Raw genomic sequence first — 20,034 nt, 5'->3', positions numbered from 1 at the left:
CACTAGACCTGGAGCCGCCAGAGCGGGGACACCGGACCATGTCCCGCGCCGAGGTCGTACGACGCCTCGAGACACTTGGTCACCCACTCTTTGCCGAACGCCACCGCGTCCGGAACGGAATAGCCATGTGCGAGAGCGCAAGTGATCGCAGCGGCCAGCGTGTCTCCGCCGCCGTGATCGTTGCCGGTGTCGATCCGGGCACTGCTGAATTCGAGGAAACGGTCGCCGTCGAACAACAGATCGGTGGACAACTCCGAAGTACGAAGGTGGCCGCCCTTGACGATGGACCATTGAGCGCCGAGCGCATGCAACGCTTCTGCCGCTTGGCGGGCGCTCTTGTCGTCGACGACCTCGATGCCGGTGATCAACCGAACCTCGTCGAGGTTCGGAGTGACCACCGTGGCAGCCGGAATCAAGGTGTTGCGGACCGCGTCGAGAGCTTCTTCGTGCAACAGTGGATCGCCGTGCATCGACGCGCACACGGGGTCGACCACCAGCGGAATCGGTCGGTCGCGGCCGATCCCCACCTCGGCGGCAACTGCGGCTACCGCTTCGATGATCGTTGTCGAGGCCAGCATTCCCGTCTTCGCTGCGCCGACGCCGATGTCCGAGACCACGACGCGCACCTGGTCGGCGACGATCTCCGGCGGGATCTCGTGGAATCCGCTGACGCCCACCGAATTCTGGACCGTCACAGCGGCGACGGCCACACAGGCGTGTACTCCGCACATCGCCATCGTGCGGGAATCGGCTTGAATGCCGGCTCCGCCGCCGGAGTCGGTTCCGGCGATGGTCAATGCCCGAATCGGGGTCTGTCCGGCGGGGGTCAGGGGCAGCAGCTTCACGACGACGAGCCTACCGACCGGACCTGGGGAAACGGCAGCTCGGTCCGGATGGACTCGGTTTCCGGGATTTCCGCTTCCAGGATTTCCGCGTACTGACGTACGTCCGCCGAGATCCGCATCGAGCAGAACTTCGGCCCGCACATCGAGCAGAAATGTGCGGTCTTGGCGGGCTCGGCCGGTAGTGTCTCGTCGTGGAACTCCCTGGCGGTGTCCGGGTCGAGTGACAAAGCGAACTGGTCCAACCAGCGAAATTCGAAGCGCGCCTTGGACAGTGCGTCGTCGCGGGCCTGTGCATTCGGGTGCCCTTTTGCCAGGTCTGCTGCATGGGCAGCGATCTTGTAGGTGATCACACCGGTTTTCACGTCGTCTCGGTTGGGCAGGCCGAGGTGTTCCTTGGGTGTGACGTAACAGAGCATCGCCGTTCCCGCCCGTGCGATCATCGCCGCACCGATGGCGGAGGTGATGTGGTCGTACGCCGGCGCGATATCGGTAGCGAGCGGTCCGAGGGTGTAGAACGGTGCCTCGTCGCAGAGCTCTTCTTCCAGGCGGACGTTTTCCTCGATCTTGTCCATGGGAACGTGTCCGGGGCCCTCGATCATGACCTGGACTCCTGCGGATTTCGCAATCTTCGTGAGTTCTCCCAGAGTGCGAAGCTCCGCGAATTGGGCGGCGTCGTTGGCGTCGGCGATCGATCCCGGTCGAAGCCCGTCACCGAGGGAGAACGTGACGTCGTATCGGCGCAAGATCTCGCACAGTTCGTCGAAGTGGGTGTAGAGGAACGATTCCTGCCTGTGGTGCATGCACCACGCGGCCATGATCGCGCCGCCGCGCGAGACGATTCCCGTGACGCGACCAGCAGTCAGAGCGATGTAACCGATTCTTACACCGGCATGCACGGTCATGTAGTCGACGCCCTGCTCGCACTGCTCGATTACCGTGTCGCGGTAGATTTCCCATGTCAGAGCAGTGGGATCTCCGTTGACTTTCTCGAGTGCCTGGTAGATCGGTACCGTGCCGACCGGTACGGGTGAGTTGCGCAGAATCCATTCACGGGTCAGGTGGATGTCCTTGCCGGTGGACAGGTCCATGATGGTGTCGGCGCCCCAGCGGATCGCCCACACCATCTTTTCGACTTCCTCTGCAACAGAGGAGGTTACGGCCGAGTTCCCGATATTCGCGTTGATCTTGACGGCGAACTTCTTGCCGATGATCATCGGCTCCAGCTCGCCGTGGCGATGGTTCGCGGGAATTACCGCCCGCCCGCGAGCCACCTCGGAACGCACCAGTTCGGCTGAAACGCCCTCGCGTGCAGCGCAATAGCGCATCTCCGGGGTGATCGCACCGTCTCGGGCGCATTCCAATTGCGTCCGATTGCTTTCCGGGCGTTCCCAGGTGTCCCTGGTCGTCGGGAGCCCTGCATCGAGGTCGATGTCGGCGTCCGTGTCGGTGTAAGGACCTGACGTGTCGTACAGGTCCAGATGCTCACCATTGGTGAGAGTGACGCGTCGAAGTGGGATCCGGAGAGAATCCGATTCGACGTAATGCTTGCTACTGCCCTCGATCGGGCCGGTTGTCACAGCGGTGTGGACAGTCGCGTGAACAGCCGTACGGACAGACTTCTCCTGCATGGTGCGCTCCCTACGCCGGCATTATCCGGTCAGGTTCATCCGGTCGACGGCCCTAGCCGTCCTCTCAGCCCGCTGGTGCGAGCCCCCGTGGTGGTTGTATGAAATTTGTGCCCGCTGTCACAGCGGCACCGGGCGACTCTATCTCAACCCCGAAAAAGCGTTTCACTGCGATTGCGGTGGAGTCGTTCGCGGTGCAAAAATTGGTCGAACCCGGGACAGCGTCGTCGGTAGCTGATTCTATGAGTGGCATGGATCACAGTTATGGAGAGCGTGCGAACGCAGCAGTCGCAGATCGCGCAGTTGCAGATCGTGCCGTGGAGGTCGCCGCAATGAACGACATCGAAAACTCGAGAACCGGAACCTCACCGGAAGTCACGCTCGTGGACAATCCGTCGCACGAACGATTCGAACTGCTCTCCGACGACGAGTTGGTCGGCATCCTCGGATACCGCGACGAGGACGAGATTTCGGGGAGCGGAGCCGAAGCGGGCGACGTGGTTGCGTACATGCATACCGTCGTCAAGGAGGAGTACGGCGGGCAGGGACTGGCAGCCGTACTCGTGCAGTTCGCGATGGACTGCGCCCGTGAACGTGAATGGTCGGTGCGGCCTGTGTGCACCTATGTTCAGCGGTACCTCGGCGAGCATCCCGAGTATCTGGAACTGCTCGTCGAGGACTAGCCGCCGGAGGTTGCAAACAGACGATCAGGCTCCGAGCTTTACAACTACCCGAGATTCACGATCACCGGAGCGTGATCGCTGGCGCCCTTGCCTTTTCGCTCGTTTCGATCGATCTCGGCCGCCTCGACGCGCGCTGCGAATGCCGGAGAGCCGAGGATGAAGTCGATTCGCATGCCCTGCTTCTTCGGGAAGCGAAGCTGCGTGTAGTCCCAGTACGTGTACACACCGGGGCCGGGGGTGTACGGGCGAACGACGTCCGCGAACCCGGACTCGGCGAAGGCGGTGAACGCAGCTCGTTCCGGCTCCGACGTGTGGGTCTTGCCCTCGAAGAAAGCGGGATCCCACACGTCGTCGTCCGTAGGAGCGACGTTCCAGTCACCGACCAGGGCGATCTGCGCGTCGGGATCCTGCTTGAGCCAGCCCTCCGCGTCGTCGCGCAGTTTGGCCAGCCAATCCAGCTTGTAGGCGTAATGCGGGTCTTCCAGCTCACGGCCGTTGGGGACGTACAGGCTCCACACCCGCACACCACCACAGGTGGCACCGATCGCACGGGCCTCACGGACCGGGTCTGCCTCGGGATCCTTGTCGAACCCGGGCTGATCCTCGAATCCGATCTGCACGTCGTCCAAGCCGACGCGGGAAGCGATGGCGACACCGTTCCACTGGCTCAACCCGACGTGGGCGACCTCGTAGCCGATTTCCTTGAAGCGTTCGTACGGAAACTGCTCGTCCTTGCACTTGGTTTCCTGCATTGCCAGGACGTCGACGTCGGATCGACCGAGCCAGTCGATGATCCTGTCGGTACGGGCACGGACGGAGTTGACGTTCCAAGTAGCGATGCGCACGAGGGCAAGCCTAGCGTCAGCCGCCGACAGGATCGGTGGCGTATCGGTAGCGGTGGTGTTCGACGAATCCGAGCCGCTCGTAGAGCGCGATCGCCGCGGAGTTCTCCGCCGAAACCTGGAGGTACGCGTGCGTCGCACCGTTCTGGAGACCCCAGGAGAGTAGATCTCCGCAGATCAGCGACCCGATTCCGTGACGACGGTGTTCAGGGGCGACGTGAATGCCGGTCAGTCCTACCCAGCGCTTGCCATCGGGTGCCTCGGTGAGCGCAGCGCGCCCGATGGCAAGCGTCGTGTCGGTGTTTCCGATCGCGCCGAAAGTTGCACTGCCCACGACAGCCGTGAGGACCGCCTCGACGTACGCCGGATCTCCGTGGGCGTCGTACGTCGACAGCCAGTTGTGGTCGGGGCGGTCGGCGAACGAGGTGACCGGAGGACCGAGCGGCAGCGTGACACTGCCCAGATCGGCGGCCATCACGATGGTTTCCTTCTCGCTGGTCCACCCGTCCGGAGCGGTGCCGAGTCGATCGGGGAGGAGCAGCAGGGTCGGCAGGCCGCGGTCACCGAACCACTGGCGTATCCGCTCGATGGTGCTCGCGTCGAAGCCGGCAACCGTCCCCGCACCACCGAGCGGCAAAGCCGAATTGGCGCGGCCGGTGAAGCCGTGACCGGCGCGCAGCAACCAACCGTCGATCCACGCCTGCTCGACCCCCGGCCACGCCGCCGCAGCAGCCGTTTCGAGGTTTCGAATCTCGCCGATGCGAATCGGACGGGCCGAGAGAGTCTTGAGTGCAATCACCTGATCGGCGGAGACCTGGACCAGCCGACCGTCGCCGCTGCGGACGGCGATGGGATCGGCACCCTCGAGGATGCCGATGACGTCGGTCATGGGATGCGAATAGCCGGGTGGGAGCTTGTATCGCAAAACCACCCGGCTACCGATCGAAATGTTGCCGTTCAGAGCGAAATTCTCAGTCTTCGTAATCGTCGTCGTCGTGACCGAACGGATCGTCGACGGTGCCCGGCGTCCAGGTCAGACCGGGCTTGCCCCAACCGGAACGCTTGATGATCTTCTTGGCGGCGCGCGCGTTGCGGCCGATCAGCACGTCCGTGTAGAGGAAACCGTCGAGATGCCCGGTCTCGTGCTGGAGCATCCGTGCGAAGAATCCGGTGCCCTCGACCTCGATCGGGTTGCCGTCGGCGTCGGTGCCGGTGACCTTCGCCCAATCGGCGCGGCCCGTCGGGAACTGCTCGCCGGGAACGGAAAGGCAACCCTCGAAGTCTTCTTCCGGGTCGGGCATCGTCTGGGGGATTTCGGACGTCTCGAGTACCGGGTTCACGACGACGCCGCGACGACGCTCGCTGCTGCGGTCGTCACCGGGGCAGTCGTAGACGAAGACTCGGAGTGAAACGCCGACCTGATTGGCCGCCAGACCGACGCCGTTGGCGGCGTCCATCGTCTCGTACATGTCTGCGATCAGTTCGGCGATCTCGGCCGGGGACTGAGTGACCGGCTCTGTCGCCTTGTGCAGTACCGGGTCGCCGACGATTCGGATGGGGAGGATAGCCATGCGGACAAGGATAGTGCGGCGCGCCCGCGTAGTTATCACGGCCCGCACACTCGATCATGGTTCAATGGTTGCTGAAGAACAGCGATGTAATTCGTTGCTCGGTCGGAACGTGGGCCGCGGGGGAAATTGTGAGTTACCTTCGGGCCAGGGGACCGGGAAACTCACGGCCGCGAGAATATCGGTCGGAAAAGAACACCGGGCATACGAGTCTCGCTGACGCCGAGCACAGCAGTCGAGGAGTGACATGGACGGCGCAACCGCGCGTAGTCGGAACCAGTCCGAAGGCACTGGCGCCGACGATTCGGTAGTAGATACAGCAGGCATGCACGAGGTGGGCGAAGACGGCCTCACCCGCCGGGAGCACGACATCCTCTCCTTCGAGCGCCAGTGGTGGAAGTACGCCGGTGCGAAGGAAGAAGCCATCAAGGAGTTGTTCGACATGTCGGCAACCCGCTACTACCAGGTTCTCAATGCCTTGGTCGATCGCCCCGAATCCTTGGCGGCTGATCCCATGCTGGTCAAGCGCCTGCGTCGTCTGCGTGCCAGCCGTCAGAAGGCCAGGGCCGCCCGTCGCCTCGGCTTCGAGGTCACCTGAATCACGCGTACATATGATCGGGCAGTCCACACACTGGCGATAAGGTCGACATCGTGAGTACCCCGAAAGAGCAGCCGTCCGGACCTCCGCTTCGCGCAATCGCCATGGTGTTGATCGCGTTGGCGATCGTGTTCATCGGTCTCGGAGCAGCCTCACTGGGTGGATCGAGCGACGGTGGATCGGGCGACGAGAACACCGCAGCAGAGCAGACCGAATCCTCGGCGTCTGCCACGACGAGCGCCCCCGCGCCGGCACCTGCCACTTCCAAGCCGGCAGCGACGACGCAACCCGCTTCGGGCGATACCACCACTACGTCGCGTCCCTCTGGATCTTCGACGACCACGACTTCCAGCTCCGCGAGCGGCGTCGACACGTCGAATATCAGCGTTCGAGTTCTCAACAACAGCACCGTCTCGGGTCTGGCAGCAGGCACTGCCGAGGAATTGACGGCTGCAGGTTGGAACGTCGAGGAGACGGGTAACTACAGCGAGGGCACCGTCAGTACGACGACGGTGTACTACGGATCGTCCGCGGCGGAGAAGGCAGCGGCGCAGAAGATCGCAGCTGAACTCGGAGTCACCGCAGAACCTCGATTCGCCGGCATCGCGAACGCGTCACCTGGCGTGATCGTGATCGTGACCTCCAACTGACCGGTCGTGAAGGTGGAACTGACCCGTCGGTTCCAGCTACTACACGCGCCGTTATGATCAGAAGCACTTTCTCGCCACCTCAAAGGAGCGGTTCGATGGCCCCCAGCAGCACCCGGCGTATGTCCTGGCGCGTCGTTGCCCCTGTAGTCGCGATTGCCGCTTTCGGCTTGACCGCTTGCAGTAACAGCGAAGAGCCCAGCAGCGTCCCCGGCACGACTCCTCCGGTGTGGACCGGTGCAGCCGATCCCAGCGCGCACGAAAGCGCGGGCGGCCACGGTTCCGAGACGGCTCACGCCGGCGTTTCTGCCGAGACTGTCACCGCAACGCTGAACGGCACCGACGGCGCCAAGGTCGGAACGGTGACGTTCGCGCAGGAAGGTAGCGACGTCAAGGTCACCCTCGACGCCAAGGGCCTGACCCCCGGCTTCCACGGATTCCACGTTCACCAGGTCGCCAAGTGCGAGACCAATTCCGTAGCCCCCAGCGGCGGAGAGCCGGGTAACTTCCTCTCGGCAGGCGGACACTTCCAGGCCGAGGGTCACACGGGCCACCCGGCGAGCGGTGACCTCACTTCGGTTCAGGTCCTCGAAGACGGCACCGCCACGCTGGTCACCACGACCGACGCGTTCACCGTCGACGAACTGGTCGCAAACGGTGGAACATCCGTCATGATCCACGCCGGTGCGGACAACTTCGGCAACATCCCGACGCGTTACGCGCCGGCACCGGATCAGCAGACGCTCGACACCGGTGACGCCGGCGGACGCGTTGCTTGCGGTGTCATCACCAAGAGCTGACAAACTCACCTGAGTTTTGCATCACTTCCGGCGACTACCACGCAGTAGCCAGCACGGTGTTTTTACCGACACTGTGATTGGATTCTCTGCGTGGTAGTTCCATTTCCAGGTTCGCCGCGCCCGACGCTGGGCGTGGAGTGGGAGATCGCGCTGGTCGATCGCAAGACCAGAGATCTCTCCAACACAGCAGCCGAGGTGTTTTCGGCGGTCGAAGAGCTTGCCGGCTCGGAAACCCCGCACATCACCAAGGAACTACTGCGAAATACCGTCGAACTCGTCACGGGTATTCACTCGACGGTCGGCGAGGCGATGAGTGATCTCGACAGGTCACTGGATCTGCTTCGCCGCGCTGCGAATCCGCTCGGCGTCGACCTCATCAGCGCGGGCACGCACCCGTTCGCGCAATGGTCGACGCAGCTGGTCACCCGGACACCCGACTACGACGAACTCATCGAACGCACGCAGTGGTGGGGTCGGCAGATGCTGATCTGGGGCGTGCACGTTCATGTGGGTGTCTCGTCCGCGGATCGCGTTTTCCCGATCATCAACGCACTGCTGCAGCGCTATCCGCACCTGTTGGCGCTGTCGGCGTCCTCGCCGATGTGGGCCGGTGTGGACACCGGCTATGCGTCCAATCGCGCGTTGATGTTCCAGCAGCTGCCCACCGCGGGCCTTCCGTACCAGTTCGAGAACTGGGCCGAATACGAGTCGTTCATCGACGACCAGATGAAGACCGGTGTGATCACCAAGATCGGTGGCATGCACTGGGACATCCGTCCCGCGCCGAAGTGGGGAACCATCGAGGTCCGGGTGTTCGACGGCGTCTCGACACGCGCTGAACTGGGTGCTCTCGTTGCTCTGGTCCACTGCCTCATCGTCGATCTGGACCGCAGACTGAGTGCCGGTGAGACTCTGCCGAACATGCAGCCGTGGCACGTCAAGGAAAACAAGTGGCGCGCAGCGAGATACGGACTGGACGCCGAGATCATCCTCGACTCCGACGCAAACGAGTGCCTCGTCACTGACGATCTGGATCGCCTGCTCGACGACTTGGCGCCGATTGCGGTCTCACTCGGCTGCGCGGACGAGTTGGCGTCGGTGGCGGACATTCCCCGTCGCGGTGCCTCCTACCAGCGTCAACGCCGTGTCGCGGAAGCGACGGGCGGCGATCTGGTTGCGGTAGTCGACGCATTGGTCGCGGAGTTGGGTACTTAGAGCACTCCGTGTTGCCGATGGTTTCGTAGGGTCGAAATACGGGCATACAGACCGATTGTCCAGTCTGCGTCCATATTCGGTTCACACGGCGTTTACTATTGTCCGGTGTTGATAGACAGTTGGTCCCAACGAGGGGGCGTACCCGGACAGTCGGATCGTTCGTGGTCGAGTTCTCATCGACTCCTTCTGATCGGCACAGCAGCATTGACCGTGCTGGTCCTGGGTGTGCAGGCGTTCGCGTCGTACAAGGGCTATCTCGGTCCGGTGGAAAGCCTGTTCGGTGACTACTTCCTCGTTCCTCGCTCGGCGACCATGCCCTGGGTGGGTCTCGCTCTCGCGCTGGTTGGACTGAACAACAAAGAACGCATCTACGCGGTATCCGCGGCCGTTGTCATCGACGTGGTCGTTGGCGCGATCCGTTGGTTCTCGGGTGGACCGCTGACTATGGGCACCGGCGGCACCTGGGTGCTGACGGCCATCGCGGTGTACGCGGTGTGGAAGTTGTCCGGCGAGCGTCGACTCAGCGTTCTGCACGGCGTCGCTCTCGGCGCGTTGCTCATCATCGCCGCCAAGGTTGCCGAGACGTGGCTGGAGATCACCATTCTTGTCGGCACCGACGTGTGGGACGAGTACGTGTTCCTCGCCGACCAGGCTCTCGGGAATCCGTCGTGGGTTATGGGCCAGATCGTCGACGCCATGGGCCCCGTCGGTGCAGCAGCCCTCGACTGGATCTACGTCGAACTGCCGGTCGCGGTGATCGTGGTTGCTCTCTATCAAGTACGTAAGGGATGGCCGTCGCATCACCTGCTGCGCACGTTCCTGCTCATCGGGCTGATCGGCCCGATCTTCTACGTCCTGTTCCCGGTGGTCGGCCCGGTGTTCGCCTTCGGTCCGCGTGGGTTCGGATTCCAGATCGGTGACTACTGGCCGAACATCGTGCCCAACTTCGACTTCGCATCACCGTCGTCGCTGCCGTTCGACGACGCCGCACCGCGAAACTGCATGCCGAGCCTGCACACCGCGTGGGCGGTCGCATTGTTCATCCACTCGCGCAGCGGACCGTGGTGGATTCGCAGCCTGGGATCGTTCTGGCTCGTTGCGACCCTGACCGCGACGCTCGGCTTCGGATTCCACTACGGCGTCGACCTCATTGCCGGTGCCGTCCTGTGCTTGACCCTCGATGCGGCGCTACGGGATCCGGAGCGAGGCTGGGGGTGGTTCCGAGTGCGTCTGTTGATCGGTGGCTCGGCACTACTCGCGGGGTTGTTGCTCTCGTACCGGTTCGCTGCGGTGCAGATGGCCGAGTACCCGGCGATCTTCGGGCCGCTGCTGATGGCTGTCCTGGTTCTCATGTCGGTCGCGTACTTCGCCACCTTCTTCGCCCGCCCCGGCACTGCACTTGCGGTGTGGGGCGAGCGCGACGGCGAGTGGGATGCCGCTACAGGAGAGAGTCCGGGTCTTCCAGCTCGTTGATCTTCATGAGGTCGTCCTCTTCGCGCTGTTCGCGGTAGGCGACTCGGCCGACGCTGTGCGCGATCACGGGCGCGGTCAGCAGCGTGAAGATGCCCACCAGGACCAACATCCAGATGTCGACGCTCCCACGAAGCAGGAACACGGCGCCCATCAGCACCAGGATCAGTCCGACCACCTGAGGTTTCGTGGCCGCGTGCATACGACGCAGGGTGTCGGGGAAGCGAACGATTCCCACCGCGGCGGTCAGCGCGAGCAGCGCGCCGAGGAAGATGGAGATGGCCCCGATCGTGTCGAGGATGTTGCCGATCACTGGTCACTCACCCGGAAGCGCGCGACGGACACGGAACCGATGAAGCCGACCAGTGCCAGCGCCACGATCGCGGGAACGATCGTGGTGTCTTTGCTGTACGCGGCCCAGACGGCGAGTCCACACATCGAGACCGCGATGATCGTGTCCAGAGCGACGAGGCGGTCGAGTGAGCTCGGACCGTCGAGCAATCGGAACGTGGTCAGTACGGCGGCGATCAGCAGAATCACTCCGGAAATGATCAAGATCGTGGTGATGAACCCGTTCATGGTTGGTCCTCCTGCCGGGGTGCATCGAATTCGTAGTCGCGCTGGTGCCATGGGCTGGGTTGCCAGTCCGAATCACGTTCGAACGACGCGATGAACAACCGCTCGAGATCCTCCACCGAGCGGTAGAACGCGCTGACGGCTTTCTGCGATCCGACGTCGAGCACGTGGACGTAGACGATGCGCCGGTTCTGGTCGATCTCGAGAACCATGGTGCCCGGGATCAGGTTCAGTACGTCGATGCACAGCGTGAGAACCAGGTCGGACTTGATCCCGAGTTGGTACCGCAGAACTCCGGTGACCGGCGGCGGCGACGGACGGATCGCCAGCCACGCGACCTGGATACTCGACTGGATCGCGTAGTACACGATCATCCACAGCAGGCGCAGAATCGACAACAGATGTACCCGACCCTCGACCGGTACGCGAGGGAGGGGAAGCAGGACCATGATGATCAGGCCGACGGCGAGTCCGCCGAAGATGTTGCCGAAACTGATGTTGCCCCACAACAGGATCCATACGACCATCAGCCACAGCAGGATCCCGACGCGGAGTACCTGTTCGCGTTTCATCGCGGAGCCTCCTCGGTGTTCGGGGCGTCGGTGTTCGGGACATCGCTGTTCGGGGCATCGGTACTGGGAGCTACAGCAGGGTCGTCTGCAGCGACGGGAGCTTCGTCGACCGGCACGGGTCGGTGGTTGCCGAGAACCGCGTCGATGTAGATGGACCGGTCTTGCAGATCCTTCGCCGCTCTGTCGCTGATGTCGATGATCCGGCCTGCGAACACCGTCAGTGCCAGGCCGACGATGACGAGTCCGACCGTCGGAATCAGCATGAAGACCGGAATCTTGCCGACGTCCTCGCGGTCGACGAACGCGATGTCCTCTTCGGACTCGTCGATCAGTGCTGACGGGCTGACGTCGGCGAGGTCACCTTCGGGCGCGTCGGCGCGGGCTCGCCAGAAGGCCTTGGTCCACACGCGGGCGACGGCGTAGAGCGTCAGCAAGCTGGTGATCGTGCCGCCGGCGACGAGGATCCAGGCCAGCGCGCTGGCGTCGGCCGCACCGGCCTGCAGGAGCGCGACCTTGCCGATGAAGCCCGAGAACGGCGGGATACCACCGAGATTCAGTGCCGGGATCAGGAAGACGATCGCGAGGATCGGGCTGGCGGCCGCCAGACCGCCGAGTCGGCGCAGCGACGACGACCCGGCTTGTCGTTCGATCAGACCCACGACGAGGAAGAGAGTCGTCTGCACGATGATGTGGTGGGCGACGTAGTAGATCGCGCCGGACAGCCCGGACGTCGTGGACAGTGCGATACCGAAGATCATGTAACCGATATGGCTGACCAGTGTGAACGAGAGCAGACGTTTGATGTCGCTCTGCGCGATGGCACCCATGATGCCGACCACCATCGTGAGCAGACCGCACACCATCAGTACGTTGTCGAGTTCTCCTTGCGGGAACAGCAACGAGTGCGCGCGGATGATCGCGTACACACCGACCTTGGTGAGCAACCCGGCGAAGACGGCGGTGATCGGTGCGGGCGCGGTCGGATACGAGTCCGGTAGCCACGCCGACAGCGGGAAGACCGCAGCCTTGATGCCGAACGCCACCAGCAGGACAGCGAAGATGGCGGTTCGTGTGCCCGGCGGAATGTTGTCGAAGCGCAGGGCCATGTCGGCCATGTTGAGGGTGCCGGTCGCCGCATAGGCGAAGGCGATGCCCGCCAGGAAGATCAGCGAAGACACCATCGAGACCATCACGTACGAGACACCGGCCCGAACGCGGTCGGCGCTGGCACCGAGCGTCAGGAGCACGAAACTCGCGGCGAGCAGAACCTCGAATCCGACGTACAGGTTGAAGAGGTCACCGGCGAGGAACGCGTTCGAGATACCGGCGGTCAATGCGAGATAGGTCGGCAGGAAGATCGAGACCGGCTGGGCCTCGCTACCGTCGCGAATACCCTGACCGATCGCGTAGATCATGACGGCGAGCAACACCACCGACGAGACCACGAGCATCATCGCCGAGAGACGGTCGACGACGAGTGTGATGCCGATGGGGGAGTCCCAGCCGCCGACCTGAACGGCCGTCGTACCGTCGCGGTCGGCGAGGTAGAGCAGCAAGCCAGACACCGCGACGACGCCGATGAGCGCGATCAGTGTGATGACACGCTGGAAACGCGGACGTCGGCCGACAACCAGCGTCGCAGCTGCGGCCAGCATCGGGATCAGGACGGGCAGGGGCGCAAGGGCTCCCATCAGGTTGTCCGAGATGGTCATGCGCCGCCACCTCCCTCGATCTTGGTCTGGCGAGCGTCTTTGCGCCGCTTCTCGGATTCCTTCTTACGAGCAAGGTCGGTGGCCCAGTCGGGTACCGGTTCGTCCTCGAAGTCGCCGTCGTGGAGGTCGTCGTAGCATTCGATGTCCTCGAGGTTGACCAGTTGTTCGAGGGGAATAGGGTTTCCGTCCTTGTCGAATGCGTCGCCGCCGATGCTCGGGGCACCGGTGACCGGGTCGTCGGAGCGGTCGTGGTCGGGAGCGTCGGCAGGCAGGCGACGCTTGAGGATCTTGGTGTCCTCGGGATCGTCCTCGACGGCGTCGGCGGTGTTGATCTTGTAAGACCGGTATGCCAGTGCCAGAACGAAGCCGGCGATACCCATCGTGATCACGATGGCCGTCAGGATCATGCCCTGGGCGAGCGGATCCGCTATCTCCTCGTGGACGGAATCTCGGCCGACGATGGGCGGATTCCCGTCCGATCCACCTACGGTCAGGATCAAGAGGTTGATGGCGTTGCCGAACAGGAGCAGTCCGAGGAGCATCCGGGTGATGCTTCGTTCGATCAGCAGGTAGACACCGGCCGACGTGAGGACGCCGATCAGGATCAGCATTCCGATATTTGCGCTCATGGTGCTTTCACCTCGATTTCTGCGTCGAGGCGGGCGCCGAGACTTCGGAGTACGTCCAGGACCAGGCCGACCACGATGAGGTAGACGCCCAGGTCGAAGAACAGTGCGGTGACCAGTTTGACATGGCCGATGAGCGGGAGCGTGAACTCGAAGACGGCGGACGAGAGTGCCGGGGCGCCGAGGAACAGAGACACCAGGGCGGTGCCCGCGGCCAGTGCCAAACCGAGGCCGAGAATCTTGCCCGCGTCGATGGGTACGGCTTCACCGAGTTCGTAGCGGCCACCGGCGAGGTAACGCAGCACGAGGGCGAGGCCCGCCGTCAGGCCTCCGGCGAAACCGCCGCCGGGGGCATTGTGACCGGAGAAGAAGAAGTAGATCGACAACACCATGATGGTCGGGAAGATCAACCTCGTGGTGACCTCGAGAACCAGCGAACGGTGTCGAGGATCGATGAGGTCTCCGCCGCGCAACCACGTCGTGTCCGAGTTGGCCGCTGCCTTGTCGACGATGACGGAGGGGGCGTCCGCGACTCGCGGCGCGATACCGAAGCGGCGGTTGCGGAACACGAGGCTGGCGACGCCGGTTGCCGCGACCAGCAGGACCGAGATCTCACCGAGCGTGTCCCATGCGCGGATGTCGACGAGTAGGACGTTGACGACGTTCTTGCCGTTGCCCAGGTCGTAGGCCGCGTCGGGAAGCAGTTCGTAGATCGGACGAGTGTTTCTCGCATTGGTCGCGAAAGCCGCGATGGTGGTGACGGTGATACCGACGGCGACGGCGAGTGCGGCACGCGGCCACTTGAAGCCGATTGCCTTGCTCTCGTCGACCTCTGCGGGGAACTTCCGCAGTACCAGCACGAAGATCACGAGGGTCAAGGTTTCGACGAGGAACTGGGTCAGCGCGAGGTCGGGTGCGCCGTGCAGCGCGAACAACACGCCACAGCCGTAGCCGGTGAGTCCGACGAGGATGACGCTGGCGAGTCGGTTGCGCATCAGCGTCGCGGCGATGGCGGCCGAAATCATCATCAGCGCGATAGTGAACTGGATGGGTGAATCCCACATCCGAAGGTCGACTCCGCCGCCATCGGTGTCGATGATCAGCAGGAACAGTGGCACCACGACCAGCGTCGCAAGAATCGTCGACTGCGTGCGGGGGAGCGAACCACGCTGAGTGGCACCGGTCAGGCGCATCGAGATGGTGTCCATGCCGCGCAGGGTCGCGTCGTAGATGCGGTCGGCGTTGCCGAGCGGCGGGTGCTCGAAGTGCAGGCGGCTGATCTGACGCTGCGCGATGTAGAGCGCGATGCCGCCGGCGATGACGATGCAGGTGAGCAGCAGCGGAGTGTTGAATCCGTGCCACAGCGCGAGGTGGTAATCGGCGTGCGGTCCGGGGGCCAGTGTGGTCGAGTACGGCGTCAGCAGCTTCTCGAGTTGGGGCGAGAGAATGCCGGCGGCCAGACCGAGAACCGCGAGTAGGCCGGGCGCGAACAGGAACAGCCAACCCGGCTTGTGCATCTTGCTCACGGCCGGACTCGGCTTGCTCAAGGTCTTGCGCCCGAAGGCTCCCCAGATGAACCGGACGCTGTAGCCGACGGTCAGGATCGAGCCCAACACGATCACCGTGACGACGGCGATCGACGACCAGTGGCCGAGCGCGTTCGTTTCGAGAACTGATTCGAGTGCGGCTTCCTTGCCGACGAATCCGAGTAGCGGTGGTAGACCGGCCATGCTGGCGGCAGCGAGGCTCGCGATGATCGCGAGAGCGGGTGCCGCTTTACCCAGGTGAGCAAGTTTGCGCAGGTCACGGGTGCCGGTGGTGTGATCGATGATGCCAACGACCATGAAGAGTGCGGCCTTGAACATCGCGTGCGCCACGACCATCGTCATGCCGGCCAGGGCGGCGTCACGCGTGCCGATGCCGACCAGGACCATCATGAAGCCGAGTTGGCTGACGGTTCCGAAGGCGAGGACGAGTTTGAGGTCGTAAGCGCGCATGGCTCGCCAACCGGCGAGGATCATCGACAGCAGACCCAAACTGATGATGGTGATGCGCCACGGCGGCGAATCGGCGTACCCGGGAGCCAGGCGAGCGACGAGGTAGATACCGGCCTTGACCATTGCTGCCGCGTGAAGATAACCGCTGACAGGGGTGGGCGCGGCCATCGCACCTGGCAGCCAGAAGTGCAGGGGCACGATTGCCGATTTGGAGAGCGCACCGATCAGGATCAAGACGATCGCGACGGACGGGAGCCACCCCGTCGGCGGGTTCGCGACCAGTTCGGACAGGTTGTAGCTGCCGCCGACCTGGCCGAGGATGATCATGCCGACCAACATCGCCAGACCACCGGCGGTGGTGACCAGCAGTGCCTGGGTCGCGGCGCGGCGACTGGTGGCGCGTTCGGCGTAGTGACCCACGAGCAGGAACGACAAGACCGTCGTCAGTTCCCAGAACACGTAGAGAAGCAGCATGTTGTCGCTGGTCACGAGTCCGAACATGGCACCCGCGAAGGCGACCATCTCGGCGGCGAAGATGCCGAGTCGAGGTTCGTCGTCGTTGAAGTAGCGGGCGCAGTAGATCAGGATCAGCGTGCCGACGCCCAGGACGAGCACGGCCATGATGGCGGAAAGCGCGTCGAACCTGAAGTCGATGTCCATCGACAGGCCGGGAACCCAGGTGATGTGCAGCGTCTCGACGGTGCCCCATTTGTCGATGACCCAGCCGAGGCTGGCGAGGGGGACTATCGCGAGGGGGAAGAAGCCGTTTCGCCCTAACCTGCGCACCACAAGCGGAGCCAAGAGGGCGGCAACGGCATGGGCAAGCAAGATAGCGAGCAAAAGGCACTCCGTCGTGTTGTCAGCGGGCGGCGGGGTGTCCGAACAAAATCGAACCTATCGGATTAACGAGACAATTCACCTTGTCGGAGAGGTTGTCTTTGCGTACATATTACCGGGCGTGGCAGTTTCGATGTGCAGCGAGTCGATTCGGACATCATCGGCACTCGCTGATACACGTAAGTTGGACGACGTGAATTCGTCGACTCCCACCACGATCATCCGTACCGCCGCCCTTGCGCACATTCGTGACCGCAAGCTGATCCAGACCCGCTCCGTGGGCAAGACCGCGTTCTACATGGCCGGCGGAAAGATCGACCCGGGTGAGACGCCCGAGCAGGCACTGCACCGCGAAATTCGGGAGGAACTCGACGTCGATCTGGTCGACGGGACGGTGACGTTCCTCGACGTTTTCGAGGCTCACGCTTTCGGACATTCCGCGGACACGGGCCTGCACATGAGTTGTTATCTGGCGGAGATGGCCGGAGACCCGCACCCGACCAGCGAGATCGCCGAGTTCCGCTACTTCACGCTCGCCGAGTACGCAGCGATGGACGAGGTGGCGCCGGGATCACTCAAAGTGTTCCATCGCCTGGCGTCGATGGATCTGATCGACTGATCGGCGGAGGTACGGATCGATTGACTCGCCCCAAGCGCAGACTTGCATAGGCGCAGACGGCCACGATGATCAGTGCCACGGCGTCGAGTATCAGGATGTCGGTCGAGATTTCGAACGGGCCGACCGTCGTGATGCCGTTGAAGGGCTTGTTCTCGTCGAGCGGCGTGTACGCGGTCCATCCGTAGTCGAACTGCGGATAGACGAGCAGGGCCAGCGCCGTCGGGCCGAAGATGACACCGAGTCCGACGAGGGCTCGTGACGCTCCGGTCCGCGGTGGCTCTCGGTACATCGCGCTGGCGATCGCGTACGTGACGACCGCAGAGGTGAAGGCGACAAGAAGATCGCTGATCGTGAGAACGTCACCGATCTTCGGCGACGGCGACGTGGCGTAGCTGACGATCCCGGCGACCGTCACCGTCAGGAGCAATCCGTAGCCGACGACCCGCGAGGGAGCGATCGCGCCGATTGCTGCCGCGGCGACGATGACGACGCCGATCACGACGGCGGTCGAGGCGGGGGTTTTCGACCATTCCATGGCTTCGGTTGCAGGACGGTTCGCCGACACCGCCGCCAGAGTTGCGACGGCGGCGGTACACATCAGCAGGATTCGACCGCCGTCGCCCAGCACCCGCGCGCAGATCACCGTGATTACGAGCGCGACGAGTAGAAGGGGTACGGCCGCGGTGACGGTGGTGATCTCGAACCACCAATTTGCCGCGACCCCGAAGAGAGTGAGCACCGCCGCGATAGTCACCGGCCGAACGGCCATCCGTTCCTTGGGGTGGTCCTTGTCGAAATCGTGGAACCAGAACGCGGCGACGCAGGCGGCGGCCAAAGCGAGCGCGAGCAGTGTTGCCCCCAACACCGGTGGTTGAAACTGGTTGGTGTTGTCGGCGATGTAGTCCGCGTACCGCCGAGGAATTGCGTCTTCGTCCAGGAGTGAATCCGAGACATGCACAGCCACAATCGTTCCCGCGACCGAGGCAGCTCGAACCCGAGGAGCGGCGGCAACCGTGACCGCGCCGACAGCGACTCCCGCACCGACGGGCGAGAGTGCCTCGAAGTTGTGATCGTAGAGCCCGGGCAGTTCGAGGAGGAGGCCGCCGAAGACCGTCATGGCCGCGGTCCGCAATCGGCAACGGGCCATCATCGCGGCTGTACCGACCGCGACGACAGCCAAGACGCCGGCGCCGATGGTCGAGATGGACCAGAATCGGTCGCCCGTCGAAATCGACGTCGACTGGCTGTTCACGAACGGTGCCAAAGCGACGACGGTGACGACGAATGCCGTCACACCACTCAGTGCGACGAGCAGCGTCCTGCGGGCGATGGGCACTGCTCCAAAATAGTCAATCCGGTACCAGTTGCACCGCAATAGGAGGTCTCAGTCCGGTGACGGTGTGTCAACGGGGCTGCGGCGGCGGAGCGCGATCCCGGTGGCGACGACGACTACACACATCAGGAGTGCCGCGCCGTCGGAGCGTGGCGGCGCCTCGTACGCGTAGGCAATGGTCGCGGCCTCGGCCCGGAAGGCTGCGTCGGGCTCGCTCGCGTCGACGTAGGCTCGCAATTCAGAGTTGTACTCGACGTACGTCGAGGGCGGATCGTGCCGGACGTACGTTGACGACACTGTCTCGATCTCGTGCTGCCCGATCGACATGAAGACCAGGGCAGTGAAAGGAATCGTCAACCCCAGCGCCCCGATGACGGGATTCGAGGGCAGAACGGATCCGAGCAGCAATCCCGACCCGACGCCCAGCGCGACAATGCGGAGCAACAGAGCCAGTTCGTGTTCGCCGTCGAAGATCCACTCCGACAATGGGATCGCGGCCAGCAGTGCCAGGCCTGCGATCGTGCGATCTCGGTGTCGGGAACGCGACAATCCGAAGACGACCGCGATGATCGCGAGGGCAGCGATCACCAACGGCGAGGTTCGGTCACCGTCGAGAAAGAAGCGGTCGGTCAGATCCGCGAACACCGTCGTGGCGGCGGCTCCAACAGCGGTTGCAGCCCAAAGGAATCCGCCACTGCCTGAAGTTGTGTCCAGTCTCCTCACGCAGAACCAGGTCAGGGTGAGGACGGCGACGGTGGACGCGACCATGACCAGCCAACCCGAAAACGTCGGTGGGTTCTCTTGCCGGTCGACGACCGAACTCAGAATCCGTTGGGTGAGGGCGAGGCCGGTGACAACTGCCAGAGCGGCTGCGGCGACGCCCGGTTCGCTTTCGCTGATCCGCAATTCGGAGTCGTCTGTCACTGCGCACGCCACTGCGCAGATCAGGGTCAGCAACAGAAGTGCCCAGGCAGGTTCGCCGATGGACGACGTGCTGACGGGTATCAAATCGCCGGTGGACGATTGCGCGGCCAACCACGTCGACACCACGCCAATGATCAGCAGGTTGCGTCCGAGGCGGCTGTCCCACGATGCGGCGACAGCGCCGCCCAGGATGAGTCCGGCTGCAATGGTTTTGGCGAAACCCAGAACGCTCAGCAGATCAAGACCGACTTCTTCGGCGACGAGGAATCTGATCAGAATCAACACGACGACGCCCGAGTACACAAACGCCCACGCACGCCTGCGAGAACCGCGGTGCTGGAGATACGCGCAGGCCCCTACGGCGACGATGGCGCCCACCACGACGCTGGTGGATTGGCTGCTGATCCATTGGTCGATCTTCGACTGCGGCTCGGTAACAGGCCATCTCATTCGCGCTGGGTTCGTCAGCGCCAGGGCGGCAAGGATTCCCGAGAGAAAGGCTGCGAGGGCGCCGGTCCATGACCGGAGGTCGATGGTCATCGGTC

Annotated in this window: 20 protein-coding genes and 1 riboswitch; of the genes, 7 read left to right on the top strand and 13 right to left on the bottom strand. The window is 63.5% G+C overall.

The genetic code is table 11. The annotated features are described in order from the left end of the window. Positions 1 to 2 precede the first annotated feature (2 nt). Positions 3 to 845 carry a bifunctional hydroxymethylpyrimidine kinase/phosphomethylpyrimidine kinase gene (gene thiD / locus CPI83_RS21750; protein WP_003945044.1) on the bottom strand — a complete coding sequence of 281 codons (843 nt, stop codon included), beginning with the start codon at positions 843 to 845 and terminating at the stop codon, positions 3 to 5. Further along, positions 842 to 2,473, bottom strand: a complete 1,632-nt coding sequence (thiC, locus tag CPI83_RS21745; protein ID WP_097388227.1) for a phosphomethylpyrimidine synthase ThiC — start codon at positions 2,471 to 2,473, stop codon at positions 842 to 844. Before thiC ends, thiD begins: the two co-directional genes overlap by 4 nt. Beyond that, positions 2,464 to 2,572, bottom strand: a riboswitch (TPP riboswitch). Its footprint overlaps the gene before it by 10 nt. A gap of 149 nt (positions 2,573 to 2,721) precedes the next feature. On the opposite strand from thiC, the gene CPI83_RS21740 reads away from it, so the two are divergent. After that, positions 2,722 to 3,153: a GNAT family N-acetyltransferase gene (locus CPI83_RS21740; RefSeq protein ID WP_223257849.1), complete on the top strand. Its 432-nt coding sequence runs from the start codon at positions 2,722 to 2,724 to the stop codon at positions 3,151 to 3,153. A gap of 44 nt (positions 3,154 to 3,197) precedes the next feature. Here CPI83_RS21740 and CPI83_RS21735 read toward each other — a convergent pair whose 3' ends face one another. From CPI83_RS21735 to CPI83_RS21725, 3 genes are read right to left on the bottom strand one after another with little or no spacing between them, the layout of a single operon-like run. Next, complete coding sequence (locus CPI83_RS21735; RefSeq protein WP_019744503.1) at positions 3,198 to 3,998, bottom strand: exodeoxyribonuclease III; 801 nt, start codon at positions 3,996 to 3,998, stop codon at positions 3,198 to 3,200. A 16-nt stretch (positions 3,999 to 4,014) separates the two neighbouring features. Next, entirely contained in the window at positions 4,015 to 4,926 is a 912-nt protein-coding gene (locus CPI83_RS21730; RefSeq protein ID WP_097387692.1) for a GNAT family N-acetyltransferase, read from the bottom strand. Between the two features lie 40 nt (positions 4,927 to 4,966). Next, complete coding sequence (locus tag CPI83_RS21725; protein WP_019744501.1) at positions 4,967 to 5,566, bottom strand: peptide deformylase; 600 nt, start codon at positions 5,564 to 5,566, stop codon at positions 4,967 to 4,969. A gap of 244 nt (positions 5,567 to 5,810) precedes the next feature. On the opposite strand from CPI83_RS21725, the gene CPI83_RS21720 reads away from it, so the two are divergent. From CPI83_RS21720 to CPI83_RS21700, 5 genes are all read left to right on the top strand, one after another. After that, on the top strand, positions 5,811 to 6,161 hold the full coding sequence (locus CPI83_RS21720) for a DUF3263 domain-containing protein (protein ID WP_007730120.1): 351 nt from the start codon (positions 5,811 to 5,813) through the stop codon (positions 6,159 to 6,161). A gap of 53 nt (positions 6,162 to 6,214) precedes the next feature. After that, positions 6,215 to 6,811: a LytR C-terminal domain-containing protein gene (locus CPI83_RS21715; protein ID WP_097387691.1), complete on the top strand. Its 597-nt coding sequence runs from the start codon at positions 6,215 to 6,217 to the stop codon at positions 6,809 to 6,811. Between the two features lie 95 nt (positions 6,812 to 6,906). Beyond that, entirely contained in the window at positions 6,907 to 7,608 is a 702-nt protein-coding gene (locus tag CPI83_RS21710) for a superoxide dismutase family protein (RefSeq protein ID WP_097387690.1), read from the top strand. 90 nt (positions 7,609 to 7,698) lie between these two features. Next, on the top strand, positions 7,699 to 8,823 hold the full coding sequence (locus tag CPI83_RS21705; protein ID WP_003945034.1) for a glutamate--cysteine ligase: 1,125 nt from the start codon (positions 7,699 to 7,701) through the stop codon (positions 8,821 to 8,823). Positions 8,824 to 8,928: 105 nt separating this feature from the next. Then, the gene (locus tag CPI83_RS21700) at positions 8,929 to 10,296 is read left to right on the top strand and encodes a phosphatase PAP2 family protein (protein WP_021333973.1); all 1,368 of its coding nucleotides are present in this window, start codon (positions 8,929 to 8,931) and stop codon (positions 10,294 to 10,296) included. On the opposite strand, the gene mnhG is transcribed toward CPI83_RS21700, so the two are convergent. From mnhG to CPI83_RS21670, 6 genes are read right to left on the bottom strand one after another with little or no spacing between them, the layout of a single operon-like run. Beyond that, the gene (gene mnhG, locus CPI83_RS21695; RefSeq protein WP_085989592.1) at positions 10,262 to 10,603 is read right to left on the bottom strand and encodes a monovalent cation/H(+) antiporter subunit G; all 342 of its coding nucleotides are present in this window, start codon (positions 10,601 to 10,603) and stop codon (positions 10,262 to 10,264) included. The genes CPI83_RS21700 and mnhG overlap by 35 nt on opposite strands. Then, positions 10,603 to 10,872 carry a monovalent cation/H+ antiporter complex subunit F gene (locus CPI83_RS21690; RefSeq protein WP_003945061.1) on the bottom strand — a complete coding sequence of 90 codons (270 nt, stop codon included), beginning with the start codon at positions 10,870 to 10,872 and terminating at the stop codon, positions 10,603 to 10,605. The genes mnhG and CPI83_RS21690 overlap by 1 nt, the downstream gene beginning before the upstream one ends. Next, on the bottom strand, positions 10,869 to 11,441 hold the full coding sequence (locus tag CPI83_RS21685; RefSeq protein ID WP_003945063.1) for a Na+/H+ antiporter subunit E: 573 nt from the start codon (positions 11,439 to 11,441) through the stop codon (positions 10,869 to 10,871). Before CPI83_RS21685 ends, CPI83_RS21690 begins: the two co-directional genes overlap by 4 nt. Beyond that, complete coding sequence (locus CPI83_RS21680; protein ID WP_019744496.1) at positions 11,438 to 13,153, bottom strand: Na+/H+ antiporter subunit D; 1,716 nt, start codon at positions 13,151 to 13,153, stop codon at positions 11,438 to 11,440. Before CPI83_RS21680 ends, CPI83_RS21685 begins: the two co-directional genes overlap by 4 nt. Beyond that, positions 13,150 to 13,782, bottom strand: coding sequence for a Na(+)/H(+) antiporter subunit C (locus CPI83_RS21675; protein WP_019744495.1), 633 nt, complete (start codon positions 13,780 to 13,782; stop codon positions 13,150 to 13,152). Before CPI83_RS21675 ends, CPI83_RS21680 begins: the two co-directional genes overlap by 4 nt. Next, entirely contained in the window at positions 13,779 to 16,616 is a 2,838-nt protein-coding gene (locus CPI83_RS21670; protein ID WP_019744494.1) for a Na+/H+ antiporter subunit A, read from the bottom strand. Before CPI83_RS21670 ends, CPI83_RS21675 begins: the two co-directional genes overlap by 4 nt. 190 nt (positions 16,617 to 16,806) lie before the next feature. On the opposite strand from CPI83_RS21670, the gene CPI83_RS21665 reads away from it, so the two are divergent. Beyond that, complete coding sequence (locus CPI83_RS21665; protein WP_007730102.1) at positions 16,807 to 17,232, top strand: NUDIX domain-containing protein; 426 nt, start codon at positions 16,807 to 16,809, stop codon at positions 17,230 to 17,232. On the opposite strand, the gene CPI83_RS21660 is transcribed toward CPI83_RS21665, so the two are convergent. Next, positions 17,189 to 18,568, bottom strand: a complete 1,380-nt coding sequence (locus CPI83_RS21660; protein WP_020906696.1) for a hypothetical protein — start codon at positions 18,566 to 18,568, stop codon at positions 17,189 to 17,191. The two genes, CPI83_RS21665 and CPI83_RS21660, sit on opposite strands and share 44 nt — an antisense overlap. Positions 18,569 to 18,616: 48 nt before the next feature. Beyond that, a complete protein-coding gene (locus CPI83_RS21650) occupies positions 18,617 to 20,029 on the bottom strand; it encodes a hypothetical protein (RefSeq protein WP_097387689.1) in 1,413 nt (470 codons plus the stop codon). Positions 20,030 to 20,034 lie beyond the last annotated feature (5 nt).

The sequence above is a fragment of the Rhodococcus sp. H-CA8f genome, assembly GCF_002501585.1.
Taxonomy (GTDB): Bacteria; Actinomycetota; Actinomycetes; order Mycobacteriales; family Mycobacteriaceae; genus Rhodococcus_F; species Rhodococcus_F erythropolis.
Note: the sequence above shows the minus strand (reverse complement) of the source record. Positions and strands in the feature narration are given on the sequence as shown.

What these genes read in the sequence shown, in the direction of transcription:
- CPI83_RS21710 (WP_097387690.1), top strand. Translation starts at nt 6,907, where the DNA reads ATGGCCCCCAGCAGCACCCGGCGTATGTCCTGGCGCGTCGTTGCCCCT.
- CPI83_RS21680 (WP_019744496.1), bottom strand. Translation starts at nt 13,153, where the DNA reads ATGACCATCTCGGACAACCTGATGGGAGCCCTTGCGCCCCTGCCCGTC.
- CPI83_RS21650 (WP_097387689.1), bottom strand. Translation starts at nt 20,029, where the DNA reads ATGACCATCGACCTCCGGTCATGGACCGGCGCCCTCGCAGCCTTTCTC.
- CPI83_RS21675 (WP_019744495.1), bottom strand. Translation starts at nt 13,782, where the DNA reads ATGAGCGCAAATATCGGAATGCTGATCCTGATCGGCGTCCTCACGTCG.
- CPI83_RS21740 (WP_223257849.1), top strand. Translation starts at nt 2,722, where the DNA reads ATGGATCACAGTTATGGAGAGCGTGCGAACGCAGCAGTCGCAGATCGC.
- CPI83_RS21690 (WP_003945061.1), bottom strand. Translation starts at nt 10,872, where the DNA reads ATGAACGGGTTCATCACCACGATCTTGATCATTTCCGGAGTGATTCTG.
- CPI83_RS21725 (WP_019744501.1), bottom strand. Translation starts at nt 5,566, where the DNA reads ATGGCTATCCTCCCCATCCGAATCGTCGGCGACCCGGTACTGCACAAG.
- CPI83_RS21720 (WP_007730120.1), top strand. Translation starts at nt 5,811, where the DNA reads ATGGACGGCGCAACCGCGCGTAGTCGGAACCAGTCCGAAGGCACTGGC.
- CPI83_RS21685 (WP_003945063.1), bottom strand. Translation starts at nt 11,441, where the DNA reads ATGAAACGCGAACAGGTACTCCGCGTCGGGATCCTGCTGTGGCTGATG.
- thiC (WP_097388227.1), bottom strand. Translation starts at nt 2,473, where the DNA reads ATGCAGGAGAAGTCTGTCCGTACGGCTGTTCACGCGACTGTCCACACC.